Origin of the sequence: Halomonas alkalisoli (assembly GCF_021412585.1) — a bacterium.
Classification (GTDB): domain Bacteria; phylum Pseudomonadota; class Gammaproteobacteria; order Pseudomonadales; family Halomonadaceae; genus Halomonas; species Halomonas alkalisoli.
The window spans coordinates 291,998-311,957 of the sequence record NZ_JAKCMI010000041.1 but is presented as its reverse complement, the minus strand read 5'-3'; the positions used below and the strand labels follow the sequence as shown (position 1 = coordinate 311,957).

At 64.0% G+C, this 19,960-nt stretch carries 20 protein-coding genes; 9 read left to right on the top strand and 11 right to left on the bottom strand.

Going from position 1 to position 19,960, the window contains the following annotated elements; all coding sequences use genetic code 11:
* Positions 1–15 precede the first annotated feature (15 nt).
* Both LY622_RS19525 and LY622_RS19520 read left to right on the top strand, forming a co-directional pair.
* Positions 16–597 carry a rhomboid family intramembrane serine protease gene (locus LY622_RS19525; protein ID WP_234292402.1) on the top strand — a complete coding sequence of 194 codons (582 nt, stop codon included), beginning with the start codon at positions 16–18 and terminating at the stop codon, positions 595–597.
* A 148-nt stretch (positions 598–745) separates the two neighbouring features.
* A complete protein-coding gene (locus LY622_RS19520) occupies positions 746–967 on the top strand; it encodes a hypothetical protein (RefSeq protein WP_234292401.1) in 222 nt (73 codons plus the stop codon).
* Between the two features lie 67 nt (positions 968–1,034).
* Here the strand turns inward: LY622_RS19520 and LY622_RS19515 are convergent, their stop codons facing one another.
* Both LY622_RS19515 and soxR read right to left on the bottom strand, forming a co-directional pair.
* Positions 1,035–1,670: a glutathione S-transferase family protein gene (locus tag LY622_RS19515; protein ID WP_234292400.1), complete on the bottom strand. Its 636-nt coding sequence runs from the start codon at positions 1,668–1,670 to the stop codon at positions 1,035–1,037.
* A 108-nt stretch (positions 1,671–1,778) separates the two neighbouring features.
* A complete protein-coding gene (gene soxR, locus LY622_RS19510) occupies positions 1,779–2,228 on the bottom strand; it encodes a redox-sensitive transcriptional activator SoxR (protein WP_234292399.1) in 450 nt (149 codons plus the stop codon).
* Between the two features lie 453 nt (positions 2,229–2,681).
* On the opposite strand from soxR, the gene LY622_RS19505 reads away from it, so the two are divergent.
* Together LY622_RS19505 and LY622_RS19500 are read left to right on the top strand one after the other, a co-directional pair.
* Complete coding sequence (locus tag LY622_RS19505; protein WP_234292398.1) at positions 2,682–4,574, top strand: ABC transporter ATP-binding protein; 1,893 nt, start codon at positions 2,682–2,684, stop codon at positions 4,572–4,574.
* Between the two features lie 34 nt (positions 4,575–4,608).
* Positions 4,609–5,055 carry a RidA family protein gene (locus LY622_RS19500; RefSeq protein ID WP_234292397.1) on the top strand — a complete coding sequence of 149 codons (447 nt, stop codon included), beginning with the start codon at positions 4,609–4,611 and terminating at the stop codon, positions 5,053–5,055.
* A gap of 19 nt (positions 5,056–5,074) precedes the next feature.
* On the opposite strand, the gene LY622_RS19495 is transcribed toward LY622_RS19500, so the two are convergent.
* Complete coding sequence (locus LY622_RS19495) at positions 5,075–6,049, bottom strand: LysR family transcriptional regulator (RefSeq protein WP_234292396.1); 975 nt, start codon at positions 6,047–6,049, stop codon at positions 5,075–5,077.
* A 381-nt stretch (positions 6,050–6,430) separates the two neighbouring features.
* On the opposite strand from LY622_RS19495, the gene LY622_RS19490 reads away from it, so the two are divergent.
* The 4 genes from LY622_RS19490 to aroQ all read left to right on the top strand — a co-directional run bounded on the left by LY622_RS19490 (position 6,431) and on the right by aroQ (position 12,926).
* A complete protein-coding gene (locus tag LY622_RS19490) occupies positions 6,431–7,564 on the top strand; it encodes an efflux RND transporter periplasmic adaptor subunit (protein ID WP_439649604.1) in 1,134 nt (377 codons plus the stop codon).
* Positions 7,565–7,650: 86 nt separating this feature from the next.
* The gene (locus tag LY622_RS19485) at positions 7,651–10,824 is read left to right on the top strand and encodes an efflux RND transporter permease subunit (protein ID WP_234292394.1); all 3,174 of its coding nucleotides are present in this window, start codon (positions 7,651–7,653) and stop codon (positions 10,822–10,824) included.
* On the top strand, positions 10,817–12,241 hold the full coding sequence (locus LY622_RS19480) for an efflux transporter outer membrane subunit (protein ID WP_234292393.1): 1,425 nt from the start codon (positions 10,817–10,819) through the stop codon (positions 12,239–12,241). Before LY622_RS19485 ends, LY622_RS19480 begins: the two co-directional genes overlap by 8 nt.
* 88 nt (positions 12,242–12,329) lie before the next feature.
* The gene (gene aroQ / locus LY622_RS19475) at positions 12,330–12,926 is read left to right on the top strand and encodes a gamma subclass chorismate mutase AroQ (RefSeq protein ID WP_234292392.1); all 597 of its coding nucleotides are present in this window, start codon (positions 12,330–12,332) and stop codon (positions 12,924–12,926) included.
* A 22-nt stretch (positions 12,927–12,948) separates the two neighbouring features.
* On the opposite strand, the gene LY622_RS19470 is transcribed toward aroQ, so the two are convergent.
* Positions 12,949–13,713, bottom strand: a complete 765-nt coding sequence (locus tag LY622_RS19470; RefSeq protein ID WP_234292391.1) for an NAD(P)H-dependent oxidoreductase — start codon at positions 13,711–13,713, stop codon at positions 12,949–12,951.
* A gap of 142 nt (positions 13,714–13,855) precedes the next feature.
* Positions 13,856–14,146: a DUF1330 domain-containing protein gene (locus LY622_RS19465; RefSeq protein ID WP_234292390.1), complete on the bottom strand. Its 291-nt coding sequence runs from the start codon at positions 14,144–14,146 to the stop codon at positions 13,856–13,858.
* Positions 14,147–14,251: 105 nt separating this feature from the next.
* Here LY622_RS19465 and ribBA point away from each other — a divergent pair, with 105 nt between their 5' ends.
* Positions 14,252–15,352, top strand: a complete 1,101-nt coding sequence (ribBA, locus tag LY622_RS19460; protein WP_234292389.1) for a bifunctional 3,4-dihydroxy-2-butanone-4-phosphate synthase/GTP cyclohydrolase II — start codon at positions 14,252–14,254, stop codon at positions 15,350–15,352.
* 10 nt (positions 15,353–15,362) lie between these two features.
* Here ribBA and LY622_RS19455 read toward each other — a convergent pair whose 3' ends face one another.
* The 6 genes from LY622_RS19455 to LY622_RS19430 are packed head-to-tail and all read right to left on the bottom strand — an operon-like array spanning position 15,363 to position 19,945.
* Positions 15,363–15,920, bottom strand: a complete 558-nt coding sequence (locus LY622_RS19455) for an NUDIX hydrolase (protein ID WP_234292388.1) — start codon at positions 15,918–15,920, stop codon at positions 15,363–15,365.
* Between the two features lie 9 nt (positions 15,921–15,929).
* A complete protein-coding gene (locus tag LY622_RS19450) occupies positions 15,930–16,667 on the bottom strand; it encodes a GntR family transcriptional regulator (protein WP_234292387.1) in 738 nt (245 codons plus the stop codon).
* A 48-nt stretch (positions 16,668–16,715) separates the two neighbouring features.
* Positions 16,716–17,096 carry a 4-carboxymuconolactone decarboxylase gene (gene pcaC, locus LY622_RS19445; protein WP_234292386.1) on the bottom strand — a complete coding sequence of 127 codons (381 nt, stop codon included), beginning with the start codon at positions 17,094–17,096 and terminating at the stop codon, positions 16,716–16,718.
* Between the two features lie 22 nt (positions 17,097–17,118).
* Positions 17,119–17,625, bottom strand: coding sequence for a flavin reductase family protein (locus LY622_RS19440; RefSeq protein WP_234292385.1), 507 nt, complete (start codon positions 17,623–17,625; stop codon positions 17,119–17,121).
* Positions 17,626–17,639: 14 nt separating this feature from the next.
* Positions 17,640–19,118: an aldehyde dehydrogenase gene (locus LY622_RS19435; protein ID WP_234292384.1), complete on the bottom strand. Its 1,479-nt coding sequence runs from the start codon at positions 19,116–19,118 to the stop codon at positions 17,640–17,642.
* Positions 19,115–19,945, bottom strand: coding sequence for an alpha/beta fold hydrolase (locus LY622_RS19430; RefSeq protein WP_234292383.1), 831 nt, complete (start codon positions 19,943–19,945; stop codon positions 19,115–19,117). Before LY622_RS19430 ends, LY622_RS19435 begins: the two co-directional genes overlap by 4 nt.
* Positions 19,946–19,960: the final 15 nt, after the last annotated feature.

Sequence of the window (19,960 nt, the reverse complement as noted above, 5' to 3'; positions counted from 1 at the left end):
CCGGCAGGCCCAGCCATGGGCATGACGCTGGCCCTGGTCGTGGTGACGACGACGGTGAGCGTGCTGGCCTGGATGTGGCCGCGACTTTTCGATGCGCTGATCTATTGGCCGCCGGGTGTGGCCCGCGGGCAGTGGTGGCGACTGCTTAGCCATGGCTTTATCCACGCCGACAGCACGCATCTGCTCTTCAACATGATCACCCTCTATTTCTTCGGCACCGTGATGGAGCTGGTGCTCACGCCGCACATCGGGTCGGCGGGCTTCATCCTGTTCTATCTCTCCGGACTATTGGTGGCGATCCTGCCGACCCACCTGCGCCATCGGCGTGATACGCGCTTCTACAGTCTGGGAGCGTCGGGGGCGGTATCGGCGATGTTGTTCGCCTATATTCTGCTGCGGCCCTGGTCGCTGATTTTCGTCTTCTTCGTACCGGTACCGGCGATCGCTTTTGCCGTCCTCTATGTCATCTATTCGTTTCGCGCCCAGCGGCGCGGTGGCGACAATATCAATCACAGCGCCCACCTCTGGGGTGGTGGCTGGGGCGTCGTCTTCATGCTCCTCCTGATGGCGCTCAACGGCATGGAGGGGATGATATGACAGTGCGTAGTCGAGGGCATCCTGATCACTGTCTAATCAGGGGATCTGGCTATACTGAGCAGACGGCAGGAGGGGATTGCCTCCGGCATCCGGCCGCAGCCGATGCGGCTCCATTCGTTCTGCTTCTCGTTGTTTTCAGGAGGGCGTCATGACACTGACCGTTACCGCCGACTACAGGGACCTGATGAAGGCCACTAACGCCTACGATGAGCTGGTATCCGAAGGTTTTCCGCGCGAGAAGCTCTATTTCGACAGGGAAACGCAGCAGATCAAGGTCATCGTGCCCGATGTCTCCCGGCCGGAAGCGGAAGAGATTCTGCGGCGCCATGAGCCCGTGGATCTCTGGGCGCGCCCTTTCGAGGAGGGGTAGCGCCGAGCAGCCCGCCCGTTGGCCTTGCACCCTCTGGTTGCTGCCAGCAGTGGCGAGCCGGGGCGGGTCAGAGGGGTTGATGTGGCGCTACCGATGCCATGGCCTGATCGTCCAGCCTGTTGGCGCGCCGATACGCTTCGCGGTCGCTGACCCGCGCCCAGTAGTCGACGAAGGCGGGGCATGACTCCAGGCTGCCGAACTGCAGGCCCCAGCCGATATGTGAGCCTAGATAGACGTCGGCTGCCGAGAAGTGTGCGCCGGCAATGTACTCGCTGACGCTGACCGCCTGTTCCAGCGTCTCGAGCACTGCCTCGATACTGCCGTAACCGACCCGGCCCTGCTGTTCGATATTGGGTTCCATGCCGAGATCCCGATCGGTCATGGCGGCTTCCAGGGGCCCGGCCGCGAAGAATAGCCAACGGTAATAGGTTCCGCGTGCGGTCAGTGGCGGGGCGAGGTCGGCCTCCGGGAAGGCATCCGCCAGGTAGGCGCAGATGGCAGCGCACTCGGTCACGATAGTCGTGCCGTGGCGAATCGCCGGTACCTTGCCCATCGGATTGATGGCCAGGTAGTCGGGCGACTTCATGGCGGGGCCGTAGTCGAGCACTTCAGTACGATAGGGGGCGCCGACTTCTTCCAGCATCCAGCGGGCGATACGCCCGCGGGACATGGGGTTGGTATAGAGTACGAGGGAATCATGCATGACGGAACTCTCCATGGATTGCCATGAAGATAGCAGTTCCTCGGAGAGGTGTTGCCGGGCCGTTAAACGGTACCGGGCCGGGGTAAGCCCCCGCTGGCCGGTCAAGGATCAGTCGGGGTCCAGCAGGCGGGGGCCGGTGCCCTCATCGGCCAGTTCGTCCTGCGGATTGCGCAGCGGACAGTCGTTCATCGATAGGCAACCACAGCCGATACAGTGATCGAGCTGGTCACGCAGCCGTGTCAACCGGGCAATGCGATCGTCGAGCCCATGACGCCAGCGGGCGGAAAGGCGTTGCCAGTCGGCGGCGGTGGGGGCACGGGACGTGGGAAGGGTCTCGAAGGCCTGGCGTATCTCGGCCAGCGAGATGCCGGTGCGCTGAGCCACCTTGATGATGGCCACTCGCCGAAGCACATCGCGGCTGAATCGCCTCTGGTTGCCGGCGTTGCGGCGACTGCTGATCAGACCCTTGGCTTCATAGAAGTGGATGGCCGAGACCGCCAGGCCACTGCGCTCTGCCACCTCGCCAACGCTGAGCTCCCGGTGCAGGTGTGACTGCATTGCTGTGTCTCCGGTCATTGCCTGGCCGCTGTTGTAATGATTGCTGTAACGATTGTTTTAACGAATGCTTTAACGCCTGTTCTAGCGGCTGTTCTTGCGACTGTATCAGGAATGGTTATGGCAACGGGTTCAGCGACTGCCTGCCACTGCTTAAGGAGCCGTATCGTCCATCGTTTTAACGTGCGGGGCTGGCGTTGGCAAGGAGCAATCCAGGCGTTGTCACAAGCTCACATGAAGCAAAGTATTCTTGGTATCAGGTTTCGTGATGGGTTCCATGACGATTATTGATTTCCCATGTGGCGGGGCGGCCTCTACTTTAAATTTCCTTCAAATGACTGTGTTGTTTTCCGGATTTTCATCTTGACCTCTACTTAGCTTGAGGTTTTAACCTGCAGGCTGAACCGGGTTGAGCCCAGTGCTCGGCCCGCTGATTTCCTGCTGATGGATGATGTCATGTTCCGTTTCTTTGAAACCCTGGTGAACCCTTACCCGGCGGGTAAGCCCGAGACGCCTCCGAGGGGGCTCCTGCCCTTCATCCTGCACTTTTCGCGGCCGGTGCTGCCGCTGCTGATCCTGATGTCGCTGCTCACGGCACTGGTGTCGGCCGCCGAGGTGCTGTTCTTCAGCTATCTCGGCGAGCTGGTGGATTGGCTGTCGGGTGCCGAGCGGGAGGGGTTCTTCGCCGAATACGGTTGGCGCTTGGGAGCCATGGCGGCAATAGTGGTGGTCGGGTTGCCGCTGCTGGTATTGCTGCAGTCCCTGCTGACGCATCAGGCGATCTTCGGCAACTATCCGATGATCGGACGCTGGCTGGCGCATCGGCACATGCTCGGCCAGAGCATGGCGTTCTACCAGGACGAGTTTGCCGGACGAGTCTCGCAGAAGGTGATGCAGACGGCGCTTGCCATCCGCGAGACGGTAATGAAGCTGCTGGGCCTGCTGGTCTATGTGGTCGTCTATTTCGGCGGTGCGATGCTGCTGATGGGCAATGCCGAGCCCTGGCTGATGCTGCCGCTGGTGGCCTGGCTGGCCGGATACATCGCGATCATGTGGATATTCGTGCCGCGGCTGCGCCGGGTTTCCATGGAGCAGGCCGATGCCCGCGCCCGCATGACCGGCCGTATCGTCGACAGCTACAGCAATATCCAGACCATCAAGCTGTTCGCCGATACCCGGCGCGAGCAGGCCTATGCCCGCGATGCCATGGAAGGCTTCATGGTCACGGTGCACCGCCAGATGCGCCTGGCAACGCTGCTGTCGGTGTGCCTGACGCTGCTCAACTCGCTGCTGCTGACGAGCGTCGCGGCCATGGCCATCGGTGCCTGGTACTTCCAGGCCATTTCGCTGGGTGCCATCGCCGTGGCCATTGCCCTGGTGATGCGAATTCGCTTCATGTCCGACTGGATCCTGTGGGAGGTGGCCGGCCTGTTCGAGAATATCGGCACGGTGCAGGACGGTATCAACACCATCGCCCGGGAGCCGGCGGTGAGGGACTTGCCCGGCGCCGCCTCGCTCAGCGTGCCACGTGGGGAGATCCACTTCGATGCGCTGCAGTTCGGCTATGAGCGTCCCGATGGTGAAGGTATCCGGGTCTTCGATGGCATGAGCCTGACCATTGCTCCCGGTGAGCGAGTTGGCGTCATCGGCCGCTCCGGGGCGGGCAAGTCGACCCTGGCCAATCTGCTGCTGCGCTTCTACGACCTGGAGGGTGGCCGCATCCTGATCGATGGCCAGGACATCGCCGAGGTCACCCAGGAATCGCTGCGACGCCAGATCGGCATGGTCACCCAGGACACCTCGCTGCTGCACCGCTCGGTACGCGACAACATCCGATACGGCAGCCCCCATGCCACGGAGGTGCAGGTCGAGGAGGCGGTGCGTCGTGCCCATGCCGATAGCTTCATCAACGATCTGGTGGATCTCAAGGGGCGTCGCGGCCTGGACGCACATGTGGGAGAGCGCGGCGTCAAGCTTTCCGGTGGCCAGCGCCAGCGTATCGCCATTGCTCGGGTTCTGCTCAAGAACGCGCCGATCCTGGTGCTCGATGAGGCCACGTCGGCGCTCGATTCCGAGGTCGAAGCGGCGATCCAGGAGCAGCTCTACACCTTGATGGAGGGCAAGACGGTGATTGCCATCGCCCATCGGCTGTCGACCATCGCCATGCTCGATCGACTAGTGGTAATCGACGAGGGTCGGATCGTCGAGAGTGGGACCCATCAGGAACTGCTGGCCCGCGATGGTCTCTACGCCGCGCTTTGGCGCCGCCAGTCCGGCGGCTTCCTGGGGCTGGACATCGACGCTGAGGCAGAGCAACACCACGGCAGGCCGCTAGGCGTGGAATCCTGAAGCAAGTGCAACCCATGGCAGAAGGAGGGGAAACATGAAAGGCGTGGAGAGGGAGGTCATCAATCCGCGGGGTGTGCCGAATACGCTGCAGTACGGCTTCAGCCAGGCCGTCATGGTCAAGGGAGGCTATCGGGTTCATCTCTCGGGACAGGTTGGCGTCGATGCCCATGAATGTCTGGTCGGGCCCGATCTCGAGGGTCAGGCCTTCGCCGCACTGGACAACGTAGCGGCGATTCTAGGCACCTTGGGCGGCGATCTGTCGGACGTGGTGATGATGCGGATCTATATCGCCGAGCCCGCCCGCTACGATCAGGAGGGCGTGATGCGGGCGCTGCTTGCGCGCTTCCCCAAGTCGCCGCCGGCGACGTCGTGGGTGATCGTGAGTGGACTTTCCGAGCCGGAATGGCTGATCGAGATCGAGGCCGAAGCGGTATTGCCGGAAGAGTCCATGGGACTGCGTCCGGTGAGGGCCCTGGCCTGATGAATGGGGGGCCGGGGCGTCACGCGGGCTCGTCGAGTGCCTCGGCAATAGCGGCGGGGGCTGCTGGCTGCCATAGCTCGGGCGCCGACAGGCTCTCGATCCGCATGCGCTCGACGACGAAGTCGACGAAGGTCCGCACCTTGGGCGAGACCAGGCTGCCGCCGGGAAAGACGGCGTGCATTTCGACCACAGGGCCCTCCCAGCCTTCCAGGATGCGCCGTGGGCGCGTGGTCTCCGCGCTGAGACAGACGACGAACTCGTTGGCCAGCATGATGCCTTGCCCATCTTCCAGCAGTCCACGCAGGGCAAAGGGATCGTTGGCGATGGCCACCGGGTCGACGTCGACCTCGACGGACTCCTGGCTCGCGCTGTTGTGCAACTGCCAGACGTAGCGTTGGCCGCGTTGGTCCATGGCCTTGGCCAGCACCGGGTGAGAGGCCAGGTCCGATGGCGTGCGAGGTTCGCCATGTCGAGCGAGGTAGGTTTCGCTGGCATAGACGAACGAGCGGAAGCGGGCCAGGGGGCGTGCCACCAGGCTGGAGTCCGGTAGGGGGCCGACCCGCAGTGCCACGTCGATCTGGTTGGCGACCAGGTCGAGGCGCTCGTTGGAGAGCACCAGTTCGATGCGCACCTGGGGATGCAGTTGGCGGAAATCCCGTATCAGTACCGAGGTGAACTCGGTGCACATGGTGAAGGGCGCGGTAACCCGCAGCCAGCCGCGGGGGCTCTCCTCGAGGTGGTGCACGGCCTTTTCCGCCTCGCCCAAGTCGCGGGAGATGCGGTTGCAGTAGTCGAAGTAGATGGCGCCAGCCTCGGTCAGGCTCAGGTTACGCGTGGTGCGGTTGAGCAGCCGGGCACCGAGGCGTCGCTCCAGGTCCTGTACCTTGCGACTGACCGTCGTCTTTCCGAGACGAAGTTGCTTGGCAGCGGCGCTGAAGCTGCCCTGTTCGACGACCTTGGCAAAGATCAGGGCGTCGTTGAGGTCCTGCAGCATGGTCATTGTCCTGTGCCGTGCATGCAATGTCAGGGGAAACACTGCGGGAAGAAAGACGAGAACGGCTGCACGGTGACTGTCCCGTCAACGGGACAGTATTTCCCTGTCGGCCCGACTAATCAAGTGACCGGTAACACTATATCGTGGCGTTCGGAAAATTTTTCGTTGTCGATTAATTACGCCGTCGAACGATATTAATAACGTCAGATAAAAGAGTTAAGAAAAACGGAATCTTGGCGAAAGCCTGCCGGTCGCGGTTACACGACATGCAAACTGCTACTTGGTATTGGGAGAAAAGAAACAATGAACGTCCACAAGATGTTCGGGAGTCGAGGGAGTCGGCAAACGCTCATGGTTATCGCCATGGTCGCCGGACTCTTCATGCTGACGGGGTGCGAAAGCCAGGCCGATACCCAGGACGGCGCCGAGCAGGGGCCGCCGCCGCCCCAGGTCAGCGTGGCCCAGGTGCTGGTCGAGAACGTGGAGCTGTGGGACGAATTCACCGGCCGAATCGAGGCGGTGGAAACGGTCGACCTGCGACCCCGCGTATCGGGCTACATCGATAGCATCCACTACACCGAAGGCCAGGAGGTCGAGAAGGGGGACGTACTGTTCACCATCGACCCGCGCCCTTATCGCGCCGAGCTGGAGCGGGCCGAGGCCGAATTGCAGCGGGCCCGAGCCCGGGCCGAACTGGCACGCAGCGAGGCCGCCCGGGCCGAGGCGCTGGCGCAGAGTCGTTCGATCTCGCGCGAGGAGCTGGACCAGCGGCGCTCTGCGGCCGCCACGGCGGAGGCCGACATCCTGGCCGCCCAGGCCAGCGCCGAGACGGCCAGGCTCAACATGGAGTTCACCGAGGTCCGCGCCCCCATCGGCGGGCGTACAGGGCGGGCGATGGTCACACCGGGCAACCTCGTTTCCGAGGCCACGCCGTTGACCCGCATCGTTGCCCTGGATCGGGTCCACGTGCATTTCCACAGCGACGAGCGGGCCTATCTGCGCTATGAGGCCATGTCGCGCAACGGCGAACGCGAGAACTTTCGCGGATCGAGCTTCCCGGTACGCGTCGGCCTGGCCAATGACGAGGGCTACCCCTACCGCGGTGAGGTCGACTTCGTCGACAACCACCTCGATGCCGAGGCCGGCACCATCCTGACCCGTGCCGTGCTTGAGAACAGCGAGGGGCGCTTCGCCCCGGGCATGTATGCACGCGTTCAACTGCTGGCGGGAAGTGCCGAGAACAGCCTGCTGATCGACGACAAGGCGGTGCTCACCGACCAGGATCGCAAGTATGTCTACGTGGTCGACGGCGAGGGTCGGGCCATGCGTCGCGACGTGCAGCTCGGCCGCATGATCGACGGCCTGCGGGTAGTGACAGCGGGGCTCGAGCCGACGGACCAAGTGGTGGTGAGCGGTGCCCAGCGGATCTTCTTCCCGGGCATGCCCGTGGCGGCAGAGAGCGTGGACATGCGCGGCTCGGGCGCGACAGCCGGTGAGTACGCCGCCATGCGCTGAGCCTTCACGACTCCAGCAATAACCATAATCCCCTGAATGACATGTTTGGGACGGGCGACTTGCCCGCCCCGGGAGGGAGTCTTGTCATGAATTTCGCCAAGTTCTTCGTCGACCGGCCGATCTTTGCCGCGGTGCTGTCGATCCTGATTTTCATTGCCGGCGCCATCACCATCCCGCTGTTGCCGGTCAGCGAATACCCCGACGTGGTGCCGCCGACGGTGCAGGTGCGCGCCATCTATCCCGGTGCCAACCCCAGCGAGATTGCCGACACGGTGGCTACGCCACTGGAGGAGGCGATCACCGGGGTCGAGAACCTGATGTACATGAAGTCGGTGGCCGGCTCCGACGGGGTGCTGGCGATGACGCTGACCTTCCGCCCCGGTACCGACCCCGACGAGGCCCAGGTCCAGGTACAGAACCGGGTCAGCCAGGCGCTGGCGAGGCTGCCCGAAGCGGTGCGCCGCCAGGGTGTGACCACCGACAAGCAGTCGCCCGACCTGACCATGGTGCCGCAGCTGATATCGCCCGACGGACGCTACGACAGCACTTACCTGCGCAACTACGCGGCGCTGCACGTGCGTGACGAGCTGGCGCGGCTGCCCGGGGTGGGCCAGGCGATGCTGTTCGGCGCCGGGGACTACGCCATGCGGGTATGGATCGACCCTGACCGTGCCGCCGCCCGCGGGCTCACCGCCGGCGACATCATCGCCGCGATCCGCGAGCAGAACGTGCAGGTCTCGGCCGGCCAGCTCGGTGCGCCGCCGACACCGACCACATCGGACTTCCTCATCTCGATCAATGCCCAGGGGCGCCTGACCACCGAGGAAGAGTTTGGCGACATCGTGGTCAGGGCCGGCAGCGATGGCCAGATCACCTACCTTTCGGACGTGGCACGTATCGAGCTCGGCGCCGCCGAGTATTCGCTGCGTGCGCTGCTCGACAACCAGCAGGCGGTGGCCATCGGTATCTTCCAGGCCCCCGGCTCCAACGCCATCGCACTCTCCGATGCGGTGCGCGAGAAGATGGACGAGTTGTCGGCGCGTTTCCCCGAGGGCGTGGAGCACACCATCGTCTACGACCCCACGGTGTTCGTGCGCGACTCGATCAAGTCGGTGATCAAGACCCTGCTCGAGGCGGTGCTGCTGGTGGTACTGGTGGTGACGCTGTTCCTGCAGACCTGGCGCGCCTCGGTGATTCCGCTGCTGGCGGTACCGGTGTCGATCGTCGGCACCTTCGCCGTGCTCCACCTGCTGGGTTTCTCGATCAATACCCTGACCCTGTTCGGCCTGGTGCTGGCCATCGGCATCGTGGTCGACGACGCCATCGTGGTGGTGGAGAACGTCGAGCGCAACATCGAGGAGGGGCTCGCCCCGCTGGCGGCGGCTCACCAGGCCATGCGCGAGGTGAGCGGGCCGATCATTGCCATCTCGGTGGTGCTATGCGCGGTATTCGTGCCGATGGCCTTCCTCGAAGGCGTCACCGGCCAGTTCTATCGCCAGTTCGCGGTGACCATCGCCATCTCCACGGTGATCTCGGCAATCAACTCGCTGACGCTGTCGCCGGCGCTCGCCGCGCTGCTGCTCAAGCCCCACGATGCGCCAAAGGATCGGCTGTCACGGCTGATCGACTTCCTGTTCGGCTGGCTGTTCCGCCCCTTCAACCGCTTCTTCAATGCCAGCTCCAAGGGCTACCAGGGCGGTGTGGCGCGCAGCCTGCGCCGGCGCGGCGCGGTGTTCGCCGTCTATGCGCTGTTGCTGGCGGGCACCGGCGTGATGTTCCAGATGGTGCCGGGCGGGTTCATCCCCACCCAGGACAAGATGTACCTGATTGGCGGGGCCAAGCTGCCGGAAGGCGCTTCCCTCGACCGCACCGAGGCGGTGATTCGGCGCATGACCGACCTGGCGCTGGAAACCGAAGGCGTGAGTTCGGCGGTGGCCTTCCCCGGGCTCAATCCGCTGCAGTTCACCAACACGCCCAACACCGGCACGGTGTTCTTCGGCCTCGATCCGTTCGAATCGCGCTCGCGCAGCGCCGATGAGATCGTCGCCGAACTCAATGGCAAGCTCGGTACCCTGCAGGAGGCGTTCAGCTTCGCCTTCACCCCGCCGGCCATCCTCGGCATCGGCTCGGGGTCGGGCTTCTCGCTGTTCATCCAGGATCGCGCCGGGCTGGGCTACGGCGAACTGCAGCAGGCCGTCGATGGCTTCAGCGGCGCGCTGATGCAGGCACCGGGCATGGGCTACCCGATCACCTCCTACCAGTCCAACGTGCCGCAGCTCGACTTGCATGTCGACCGGGTCAAGGCCAAGACCCAGGGCGTGGCGCTGACCGACCTGTTCGAGACGTTGCAGGTCTACCTCGGCTCGGTCTACGTCAACGACTTCAACCGCTTCGGTCGCACCTGGCAGGTGATGGCCCAGGCCGACGGCGACTACCGCATGGACGTGGAGAACATCGAGCGCCTGCGCACCCGCAACGCCTACGGCGAGATGGTGCCCATCGGCAGCATGATCCGGGTCGACCAGACCTTCGGCCCCGACCCGGTGATCCGTTACAACGGCTACCCGGCGGCGGACCTGATGGGCGAGGCCGACCCACGGATGCTGTCGTCGAGCCAGGCGATCGAGGTGGTCGAGCAGCTCGCCCCGGCAGTGCTGCCGGCGGGCATGTCCTTCGAGTGGACCGACCTGAGCTACCAGCAGGTCAACCAGGGCGGGGCGGCGCTGGTGGTGTTCCCGCTCGCCATCCTGCTGGTGTTCCTGGCGCTGGCCGCGCTCTACGAGAGCTGGACGCTGCCGCTGGCGGTGATCCTGATCGTGCCGATGTGCATGCTCTCGGCGCTGATCGGGGTGAAGCTGACCGGCGGCGACAACAACATCTTCGTCCAGGTGGGCCTGGTGGTGTTGATCGGCCTGGCGTGCAAGAACGCCATCCTGATCGTCGAGTTCGCCCGGGAGCTGGAGATGCAAGGCCGGGGCATCGTCGAGGCGGCCCTGGAAGCCTGCCGCCTGCGCCTGCGGCCGATCATCATGACCTCGATCACCTTCACCGCGGCAGTGGTGCCGTTGATGCTGGCCGGCGGCGCCGGCGCCGAGGTGCGCCAGGCGCTGGGCACGGCGGTATTCGCCGGCATGATCGGCGTGACCCTGTTCGGCCTGTTCCTGACCCCGGTGTTCTACGTCGCCCTGCGCAAGCTGGTGTCGCGCGGGGAGGCCCAGCCCCTTGAAGCGCTGTCCACGGAGGGCTCCTCCCATGCATAACCCGACCCTGCGCAACCTGCTGCTGTTGCCGCTCACTCTCGTGCTGGCCGCCTGCGCGGTGGGTCCCGACTACCGCACACCGGAGCTGCCGGCACCGCAGGCGCTGGCGCGTGCCGAACCGGGGCTTGTCACCGCCGAGCCGGTCGAGGTCGAATTCTGGCAGCGCTTCGAGGACCCGCTGTTGACCCAGTTGGTGGAGGATGCCCTGGGTGCCAACCATGACCTGCGGATCGGCCTGGCTCGCTATGACCGTAGCCGCGCTCTGCTACGCCAGAGCCGCCAGGATCTGCGCCCCGGCGTCAATGCCGAAGCCGGCGCCGCACACCAGCGCTTCAGCGCCGATCAGATGCCAGGCGTGTCACGCACCGACCGCGACAGTGAGAGCTTCGATGCCGGGGTGAGCGCCTTCTGGGAACTGGACTTCTTCGGCCGCGTGCGACGTGGCGTGGAGGCCCAGCGAGCCGAGGCCGAGGCCAGCGCCGCCGACCTGCGTGCCCTGCAGGTGGTGGTGGTCGGCGAACTGGTCGACCATTACTTCCAGCTGCGCGGCTTGCAGGAGCAGCTGCGGGTGGCCCGAGCCAATGCCGACAATCAGCGCGAGTCGCTCAGGCTGGTGAATGCGCGACTGGAGGCGGGGCGAGGCACCGAGTTCGACAGCGTGCGCGCCAGGGCCCAGCTGGAGAATACCCTGTCACGTATACCCGCCCTGGAAGGGGAGGTGGCTGCCCGGGTCCATCGCATCGCCGTATTGACCGGCAAGGAACCCGGGGCACTGGTGGCCACCCTGGAGCGGCCGACCCCCTTGCCCGCGTTGCCGGTACAGGTGGCGACCGGCCTGCCGGGGGACCTGCTGCGTCGACGCCCCGATATCGCTGCCGCGGAGCGCCGTCTCGAGGTCGCCAGTGCGCGCATCGGTGTTGCCACTGCCGACCTCTACCCGCGCTTCACCCTCACCGGGCTACTGGGCACCCAGGCGGCCAGTACCGGCGACCTGTTCCGCCGCGACAGCGAGACACGCCTGGTGGCACTCGGTGTCGATTGGTCGTTTCTTGACCGGGAGCGGGTGCGGGCGCGAATGGCCGCCGCCGATGCCGACGCCGATGCCAACCTGGCGCACTACGAACAGACCATCCTGCTGGCGCTGGAGGAGACAGAGACCGCCCTGGCGCGCTATGCACAGGCGCTGCGCGAGCGCGAACACCTTATCGATGCCGCCGAGGCCAGCGCCGAGGCGGCCCGGCAGGCGCGGGTTCGCTTCGATGTCGGGGTCATCGACTTCCTGCAGGTCATCGACGCCGAACGCTCGCTTCTGGAAGCGGAGGACAGCCTGGCGCGCAGCCATACGCGATCGGCGACGGCACTGGTGGGGCTCTATCGAGCGCTGGCGGGTGGATGGTCCCTGCGCGAGTCGGCCTGAGGCCCCGTCAATGGGCATGGATGGGAGGCCGGTTTCGTCATTCCCTGCCACAATGGCTCGGAACCCCCTGCGAAAGAGAGTTGCCTCGATGCGCCGTTACAGAACAAGGACCCTCGCCTCGTTGCCCGTGATCATGGCTATGGTGGTGCTTCTTCTCCTGGCTGGCTGCCAGACCCAGCCGCCGGAGCCGCCCGACGAGGACAAGCTGGCTATCGACCATATGCTGCAATTGATCGATGAGCGGCTCGACGTGGCGCCTATCGTGGCGCAATCGAAATGGAATTCCGGCGCTGCCATCGAGGCCCCGGAGCGAGAGGCCCAGATACTCGATCAGGTAGAGGAGGATGCGGCGGCTGTCGGCGTCGACGAAACCTTTGCCCGGGCGTTCTTCGACAAGCAGTTCTCCGCCAGCAAGCAGATACAGCGCCGGCTGCACCACCAGTGGCTTCAGGAGGGCCGGCCGCCGTTCGCCGACCCGCCCGACCTGGCCGAGGAGGTCCGCCCGGTGCTCGACCGCCTGACACCGCAGCTGATCGAGGCACTGGCCGACATGCAGCGCATCGCCGAGGTCGACGGTGCGGGGCGCTACCTCGAGCGGCGCGCCGCGGAGCTGGTTCAGGACGACTTCGATGGCGAGCCGCGTCATGTGGCCATTCAGCCACTGTTGGAGCGGATGGCGCCGTGAAGTCGGCAAGGCATGGGGCGTCTCACAGCTGCCAGATATCGGGATGCCCCGCCTTGAGCATGCCCTGCTCGTCCCAGTCGTCCCAACCGGCGAAGGAGATCGGCGCCTCATTGTCGAGTCCTTCCAGCCGTTGCGCCCAGGCCGCCTTCTCGGCCTCCAGGCGCTGGCGGAATGTCGACTCCGCTTCGTAGCTCAACCCGCCGCCCTGAACGCCGTAGGTGACCTGGGGCGGCAGCACGCTGACGCCGAGGTAGTAGAGCGAATAGTGGATCGGCCACAGCAGCGCCACGATATGGCCGCTGCGGCCGTGGCGAGTGAAGGTCGGCGCCGGGGCGCCGGTGGTCACCGAGAGCATCACCCGCTTCTCCGGAAAGCGCCCGCGGTCGTAGCGCATCCGGCCGGAGTAGAGCCCGCCGTAGACGAATACCCGGTCGAACCAGCCCTTGAGCATCGCCGGCTGGGCGTGCCACCACAGCGGGAACTGCAGGATCACCAGGTCGGCGCGTTCGAGCCGCTCGATCTCGCGCTGCACGTCGCCGGGCAGGTTGCCTCGATCATAGGCATGGCGCTGCTCGGTGAGCGGCAGGAAGGTGTCGGGCTCGGCGCGCTCGGTATAGTGCGTTGCTCCCTCCACCGGGTCGAAGCCTTCGGCGTAGAGGTCCGAGACCTCGACGCTATAACCCTGGCGCTGCAAGGTTTCGACGGCGACATCTTTCAGGGCGCCATTGAAGGAGTGGGGCTCGGGGTGGCAGAACACGATCAGGGCATGTGGGTGGGGACTATGCATTACAGGGCTCCGGTTCGTTGGCTACGGTGCATGCCCTCAGGCTATGCTGTACGAAAACGAACTGAAATCACCCAGAAATGACAATGAACCTTGCATAAATGAACAGGTGCTGTACTGGAACGACCTGTGTCTATACCGAGGTTCATGCTCCTTCCAGGATAAGGATATCCACTTCTGCAGCACCCTCCCGCGCGGACCTGGCCTTCTGATACTCCTCGGAGTGATAGCAATCGAGTGCCTGCTGGTAACTGGGAAACTCGATGATGACGCTCCGCTGAGGAGTGCCGCGCCCTTCCATGGCAGTAGATAGCCCCCCACGAGCCAGAAACTTGGCGCCAAAGCGAGTGAAGGCTTCCGGGGCCAGAGCCTGATAAGCAGCATAGGCCCGCGGGTCAGATACGGTGATATTGGCGATCCAGTAGCCTTTGGGCATGAGATCCTCCGGTAGGTAGTGACTGTTTGTATTATGGTATGCCAAAATGATGGCGAGTCCTATGCTCACCACCTATCAATACCTACCAAGTGGACCGGAACCGTTATGGCATTCGATCGAGTCGAAGACATCATCGAGGATATCCGCCAGGGGCGCATGGTGATCCTGCTCGACGATGAGGATCGTGAGAACGAGGGGGATCTCGTCATGGCCGCTGGCCACGTCACCCCTGACGCCATCAATTTCATGGCGACGCATGCCCGCGGTCTGATCTGCCTGACGCTCAGTGGCGCGCGCTGCGACCAGTTGGGGCTGTGGCCTATGGTCGAGAACAACGGTTCCGGTTTCGCCACCGCCTTTACGGTTTCCATCGAGGCACGCGAGGGTGTGACCACCGGCATCTCCGCGGCGGATCGGGCGACCACGGTGAAGGCGGCGGTGGCACCGAACGCCCAGCCCCGGGTTCTGGTCCAACCCGGCCATGTCTTTCCGTTGCGCGCCCACGACGGTGGCGTGCTGAGCCGTGCCGGCCACACCGAGGCCGGATGCGATCTGGCGCGCCTGGCGGGGCTGGAACCGGCGGCAGTGATCGTCGAGATCATGAACGATGACGGCAGCATGGCGCGGCGTCCCGAACTGGAGGCCTTCGCCCATCGACACGGATTGCGCATCGGCACCATTGCCGACCTGATCCAGTATCGCCTGGCCACCGAGAAGACGGTGCTGCCGACGGGGCAGGAACCCCTGCAGACCGTGCATGGTGAGTTCACCCTGCATACCTACGAAGACACCATCAGCGGTGAGGCGCATCTGGCTCTGGCCATGGGGGAGATGGAGGCCGACAGGCCGACGTTGGTGCGGGTGCATGTGATGGATCCGCTACGCGACCTGGTGGGAGCCGAGTATCAAGGTCCCCGGGCGTGGTCGTTATGGTCGTCCCTGGAAGCGGTGGCGGCAGAGCGCCATGGCGTGGTCGTCATACTCGCCAGCCATGAATCGTCGCAGAGCCTGCTGTCGCGGGCCACTCGGCTCAACAAGCCGCGCAGTGACAGCCCCTCTCCCCGGCACTATTCCTCCACAGGTACCGGCTCGCAGATCCTCGCTGATCTCGGTGTCGGCAAGCTGCGGCTCATGGGTGCTCCCTTGAACTACAAGGGCCTGGCGGGCTTCGAGCTGGAGGTGGTGGAGATCGTCTCGCCGCCCTAGTGGAGCAGCGTTAGCGCATGAAGTGGATGGCGCCGCTTTCCATACTGCCGCTATAGATGCCGTAGACGCCACCGGCTTGCTCGTCGATATAGCGCTCCAGGATCTGGCGAATGGCGGGGTAGAAGATCTCTTCCCAGGGAATCTCTTCCGGGTGGAACCACTTCACATCCAGTGTCTCGTGTCCTGGAGAGGTACTCCATTCCTGCAGACGTGCACGGTAGATGATATAGAGTTCGTTGGTCGGCGGAACGCTGAAGATCGAGTAGGGGGTCAGTATCTCGGCCTGGATCCCGGTTTCCTCCATCACTTCGCGTTGCGCCGCTTCCTCGACACTTTCTCCCCGCTCCATGAAGCCTGCCGGCAGGGTCCAGGTACCCACGCGTGGTGGTATGCCTCGCTGACATAGCAACAGGCGCCCTTCGCGTTCAATGATGGCTCCGGCAATCACCTTGGGATTGTCATAATAGACAAAGCCACAGGCACCGCAGTAAAGACGTTCATGGGTATCGTCTTCGGGGATACCGCGGGCAAGGGGATGGTGGCCGCAACGGCAGCAATAGAGGTGCATGGTGCCTCGCTACAAATGAGGAGCTACGCGCAGAGGCGGTGTGATCGGTTCCGGTGACTGGCCACTCTTGGCCGCCAGAACCGCCAGGGCGACCTTGGCGGCCGCCTGGATGTGCGCTACGCATGCTTCATGAGCGGCGACCGGATCTCGTGCCTTGATCGCTTCCACGATGCGCGTCATTTCACGGAAGCTGTCGAGGGAACGCTCTTTCTGGGATACCGACGTCGCTCGCAAGTAGTTGACGCGTGCCTGCAGTTGGCTGAGGATCTGGCCGGCGATACGGTTGCCCGCACCTTCGTAGAGCACACCATAGAAGTCGCTGACAGCCTCGACGATCTCGTTGGTATCGCCTTCGCGAAGCGTTTCCTTGAGGATCTCCCAGGTGTGCTCCAGTTCCGCCATCTGGCGCCGAGTGGCCTTCTGGGTGAACAGCTGAACAACCGTGCTTTCCAGCATGCAGCGCAGTTCGTAGATATCGCGAGCGTCCTCCAGCGTGATCACGGCGACGCGCGGCCCACGGGTACCAGAATGCTCCACCAGACCCTCGGCCTCGAGCTGGCGCAAGGCTTCGCGCACCGAGGTGCGACTGACCCCCAGGCGTTCGCATAGATCGCGTTCCACCAAGCGGTCGCCAGGCAACAACTGGAAGGTCATGATGGCCTGGCGAAGCTTGTCGACCACGATCTCGCGGAGGGTAGGCTGATTTCGCGTGACCCTGAGGCTGTCATCCCGTAGCGCTCTTCGCATTGTTACATCTCCAGATCCAGAGAGTCGCGCCATTGCCGGACTCCCAGGCTATAGCTCGCCCATTTCGCTCAATACCTCACGAGCGTTACGGAAGGCATCGATGGCCGCCGGCACCCCGCAGTAGACCGCTGTTTGCAGCAGAATCTCGCGGATCTCCTCGACGCTGAGACCGTTGTTGATCGCTCCGCGGACGTGCAGGCGCAGTTCGTGGGGGCGGTTCAGGGCGGTGATCATGGCCAAGTTTATCACGCTACGATCGCGGTCACTGAGTCCTTGGCGCTGCCACACTTCACCCCAGCAGTACTCGGTGACCAGTTGCTGCAGTGGCCGAGTGAAATCGTCGGCATTGCGTATCGACTGGTCGACATACTCGGCGCCGAGTACACGGCGTCGTTTCTCCAGGCCTCTCTCGAAACGTTCTTGTGACACAGGAAATACCTCGCGGTGTGTTTCAGGCTGGCGCCGCTGTAAATCGGAAGGTCTCGGGCAACTTGTCCATCTTTCCCCGACAGTACAGAAGAGGGTCGAGGTCTTCGTCACCGAGCCATAATGTCTGTACCTCTCCAACGACGATGGCGTGATCGCCACCTGGGTAATCTTCCCACAGCCGGCATTCCAGGTAGGCCGTGGCGCCGTCAAGAATGGCGTTGCCATGCTCGGAGCGATGCCAGGCGATTCCCTCGACCTTGTCGCGCCCCTTGCCGGCGAAACGGTAGGCGACGGCCTGCTGGTCATGACCGAGAATGTGCACGGCAAAACGGCCAGTTCGCTTGATGACGGGATAGGAGTCCGATCCCAGACTCGGGCAGATCAGGATCAAGGGAGGGGCCATGGAAACCGCCGAGAAGGCGCTGGCGGTGAACCCTACCAAGCTGCCATCTTCGTCGAGGGCCGTAACGATGGTTACGCCTGTCGGGAAGGCGCCGAGAACTTGCTTGTAATGTTGGGTATCGATCATGGTTCGCTCCGTACTCAACGCATGATGAAGGGATCGGGCATGGGCTGGGTGGACAAGTTGATCCACAGGGTCTTGAGTTCGGTGTAATCGTGTACGGCATTGATACCGCCCTCGCGACCGTAGCCGCTGGCACCGAAGCCGCCGATCGGTGCCATGGCCGAGACAGCGCGATAGGTGTTGACCCATAGGATGCCGGCGCGAATGTCGCGGCTCAGGCGATGAGCGCGCCCGACATCCTGGGTCCAGATACCGGCGGCCAAACCGAACTGACTGTCATTGGCCAGTCTCAGCGCTTCGGCCTCGTCATCGAAGGGAATTGCCGCCACCACCGGACCGAACACTTCTTCCTGCATGATGGGCATGTCGTGCGCCGTGCAGGCCAGGATCGTTGGGGTGTAATACCAACCTTCCGCAATGTCGGGGCGCATGCCGCCGTAGATTAGTTGCGCGCCATCGGCTTGCGCCTGGGCGACCATGCGCTCGACGGTCTCCAGTTGGGCCTGGGTCGCCATGGGCCCCATTTCGGTTTCGGCATCCGAGGGGGCGCCGATGCGGATGGTTCGCGCCCGCTCGCGAAGGCGCTCGATGACCTCGTCATAGATGCTGCGCTGAACCAGCAGGCGCGATCCCGCCACACAGCTCTGCCCGGAGGCGGCAAACACCCCGGCCACTACGCCATTTATGGCACTGTCCAGGTCGGCATCTTCGAACAGGATATTGGGCGATTTCCCACCCAGCTCCAGCGACAGCTTGGCGAAGTTCTCGGCGCTACTGCGAACGACGTGACGGGCTGCATTGGCGCCGCCGGTAAAGGCGATCTTGCGCACCAGTGGGTGGCTGGTGAGCGCCGCTCCCGAGGTTGGACCGAAGCCGGTGACCAGATTGACCACGCCGGGGGGGAAGCCGGCCTGCTCGACCAGGCGCATCAGCATGATCAGGCTAGCCGAGGCATGCTCCGAAGGCTTGATGACCACCGTGTTGCCGGCCGCCAGCGCCGGGGCAAGCTTGATGGCGGTCAGATACAGTGGACTGTTCCATGGCACGATGGCGGCCACCACGCCGAGCGGAACCCGCACGGTGGCACCGAACATGTCCGTTTTGTCCAGCGGCAGGGTTTCGCCGACGACCTTGTCAGCCAGACCGGCGTTGTAAAAGAAGAACTCGGGAAGGTAGCCGACCTGACCGCGCGTTTCGCGAATCAGTTTGCCGTTATCGCGGCTCTCCAACTGGGCGAGTTCCTCGCCGTGCTCGACAATCAACTCGCCGAGCCGGTACAGCAGCTTGCCGCGTGCGGTGGCCGTCAATCCGGCCCAGGCGGATGCCTCGAAAGCTCGCTGTGCGGCCCGTACGGCGTCATCGACATCGTCGATGCCGGCATCCGGCGCGCGACACCAGGCCTTGCCGGTCGCGGGGTCGTAACTGTCGAAGGTAGTGCCGGAACGGGCAGAGACCCATTCTCCATCGATGTACATGGATAGCGTATCAAGACTCATTGGAGTGCCTCCTTGGATGGGGCGTGGGCCAATGCCTTGGCAAGAAAGCGCAGCAGCACGGCGTTGACGGCTTCATGGTCCTCCATGGGCACCATATGCCGCTGGCCGGGGAAGATATGCACCTCGGCATTGGGAAGGTGTTCTGCCAGGGCGCGCGCCATGCGAGGCGTGGACCCCGGATCCAGCTCGCCGGTGGCGACCAGGGCCGGCACACGGATCGTCTGCAGACGCTCGGTACCGAAGCGATCCTCAGTTCCGAACAGGGCATAGCTGCGGTAATACCCTTGAGGATGGTTGTTTCTGACGATCTCATGGATCTCGGCGATCCGTTCGGGATGGGCCCGATGGAAGGCCGGGCTGAACCAGCGCTTCAATGCCTCGCCGACATTGGCTGCGGGGCCCCGCTCTCGGGTCTGGGCCAGGCGTTGACGGACCCCTGAGCGCTCATTCGCGTCACGATCGAAGACGCTGGACAGTACCGCCATCGCAGCCAGGCGTTCGGGGTGGCGCAGGGCAAAAGCGCGCGCCACCAGTCCGCCCATCGAGAAGCCCACCACGGCAACACGCTCGAGTTCCAGATGGTCGAGCAGTGTCGCCAATTGGTCCGCGTAATCATTCAACTCGGCATCTTCCCGAGGCAGGGCACTGTCACCATGTCCGAGCATGTCGTAGACGATGACCTCATGGCGTTGTGCCAATGCCTCGACTTGCAACTGCCACATGGTGGCATCGAGGCCCACGCCATGGATGAGGACGACTGGTGAGCCCTGGCCCTGGCGCCAGAAACGGGTGCCATCGGGAGTCTTGCGCGCCTTGGTGAGCTCCATGCTGCCTCCTCGATG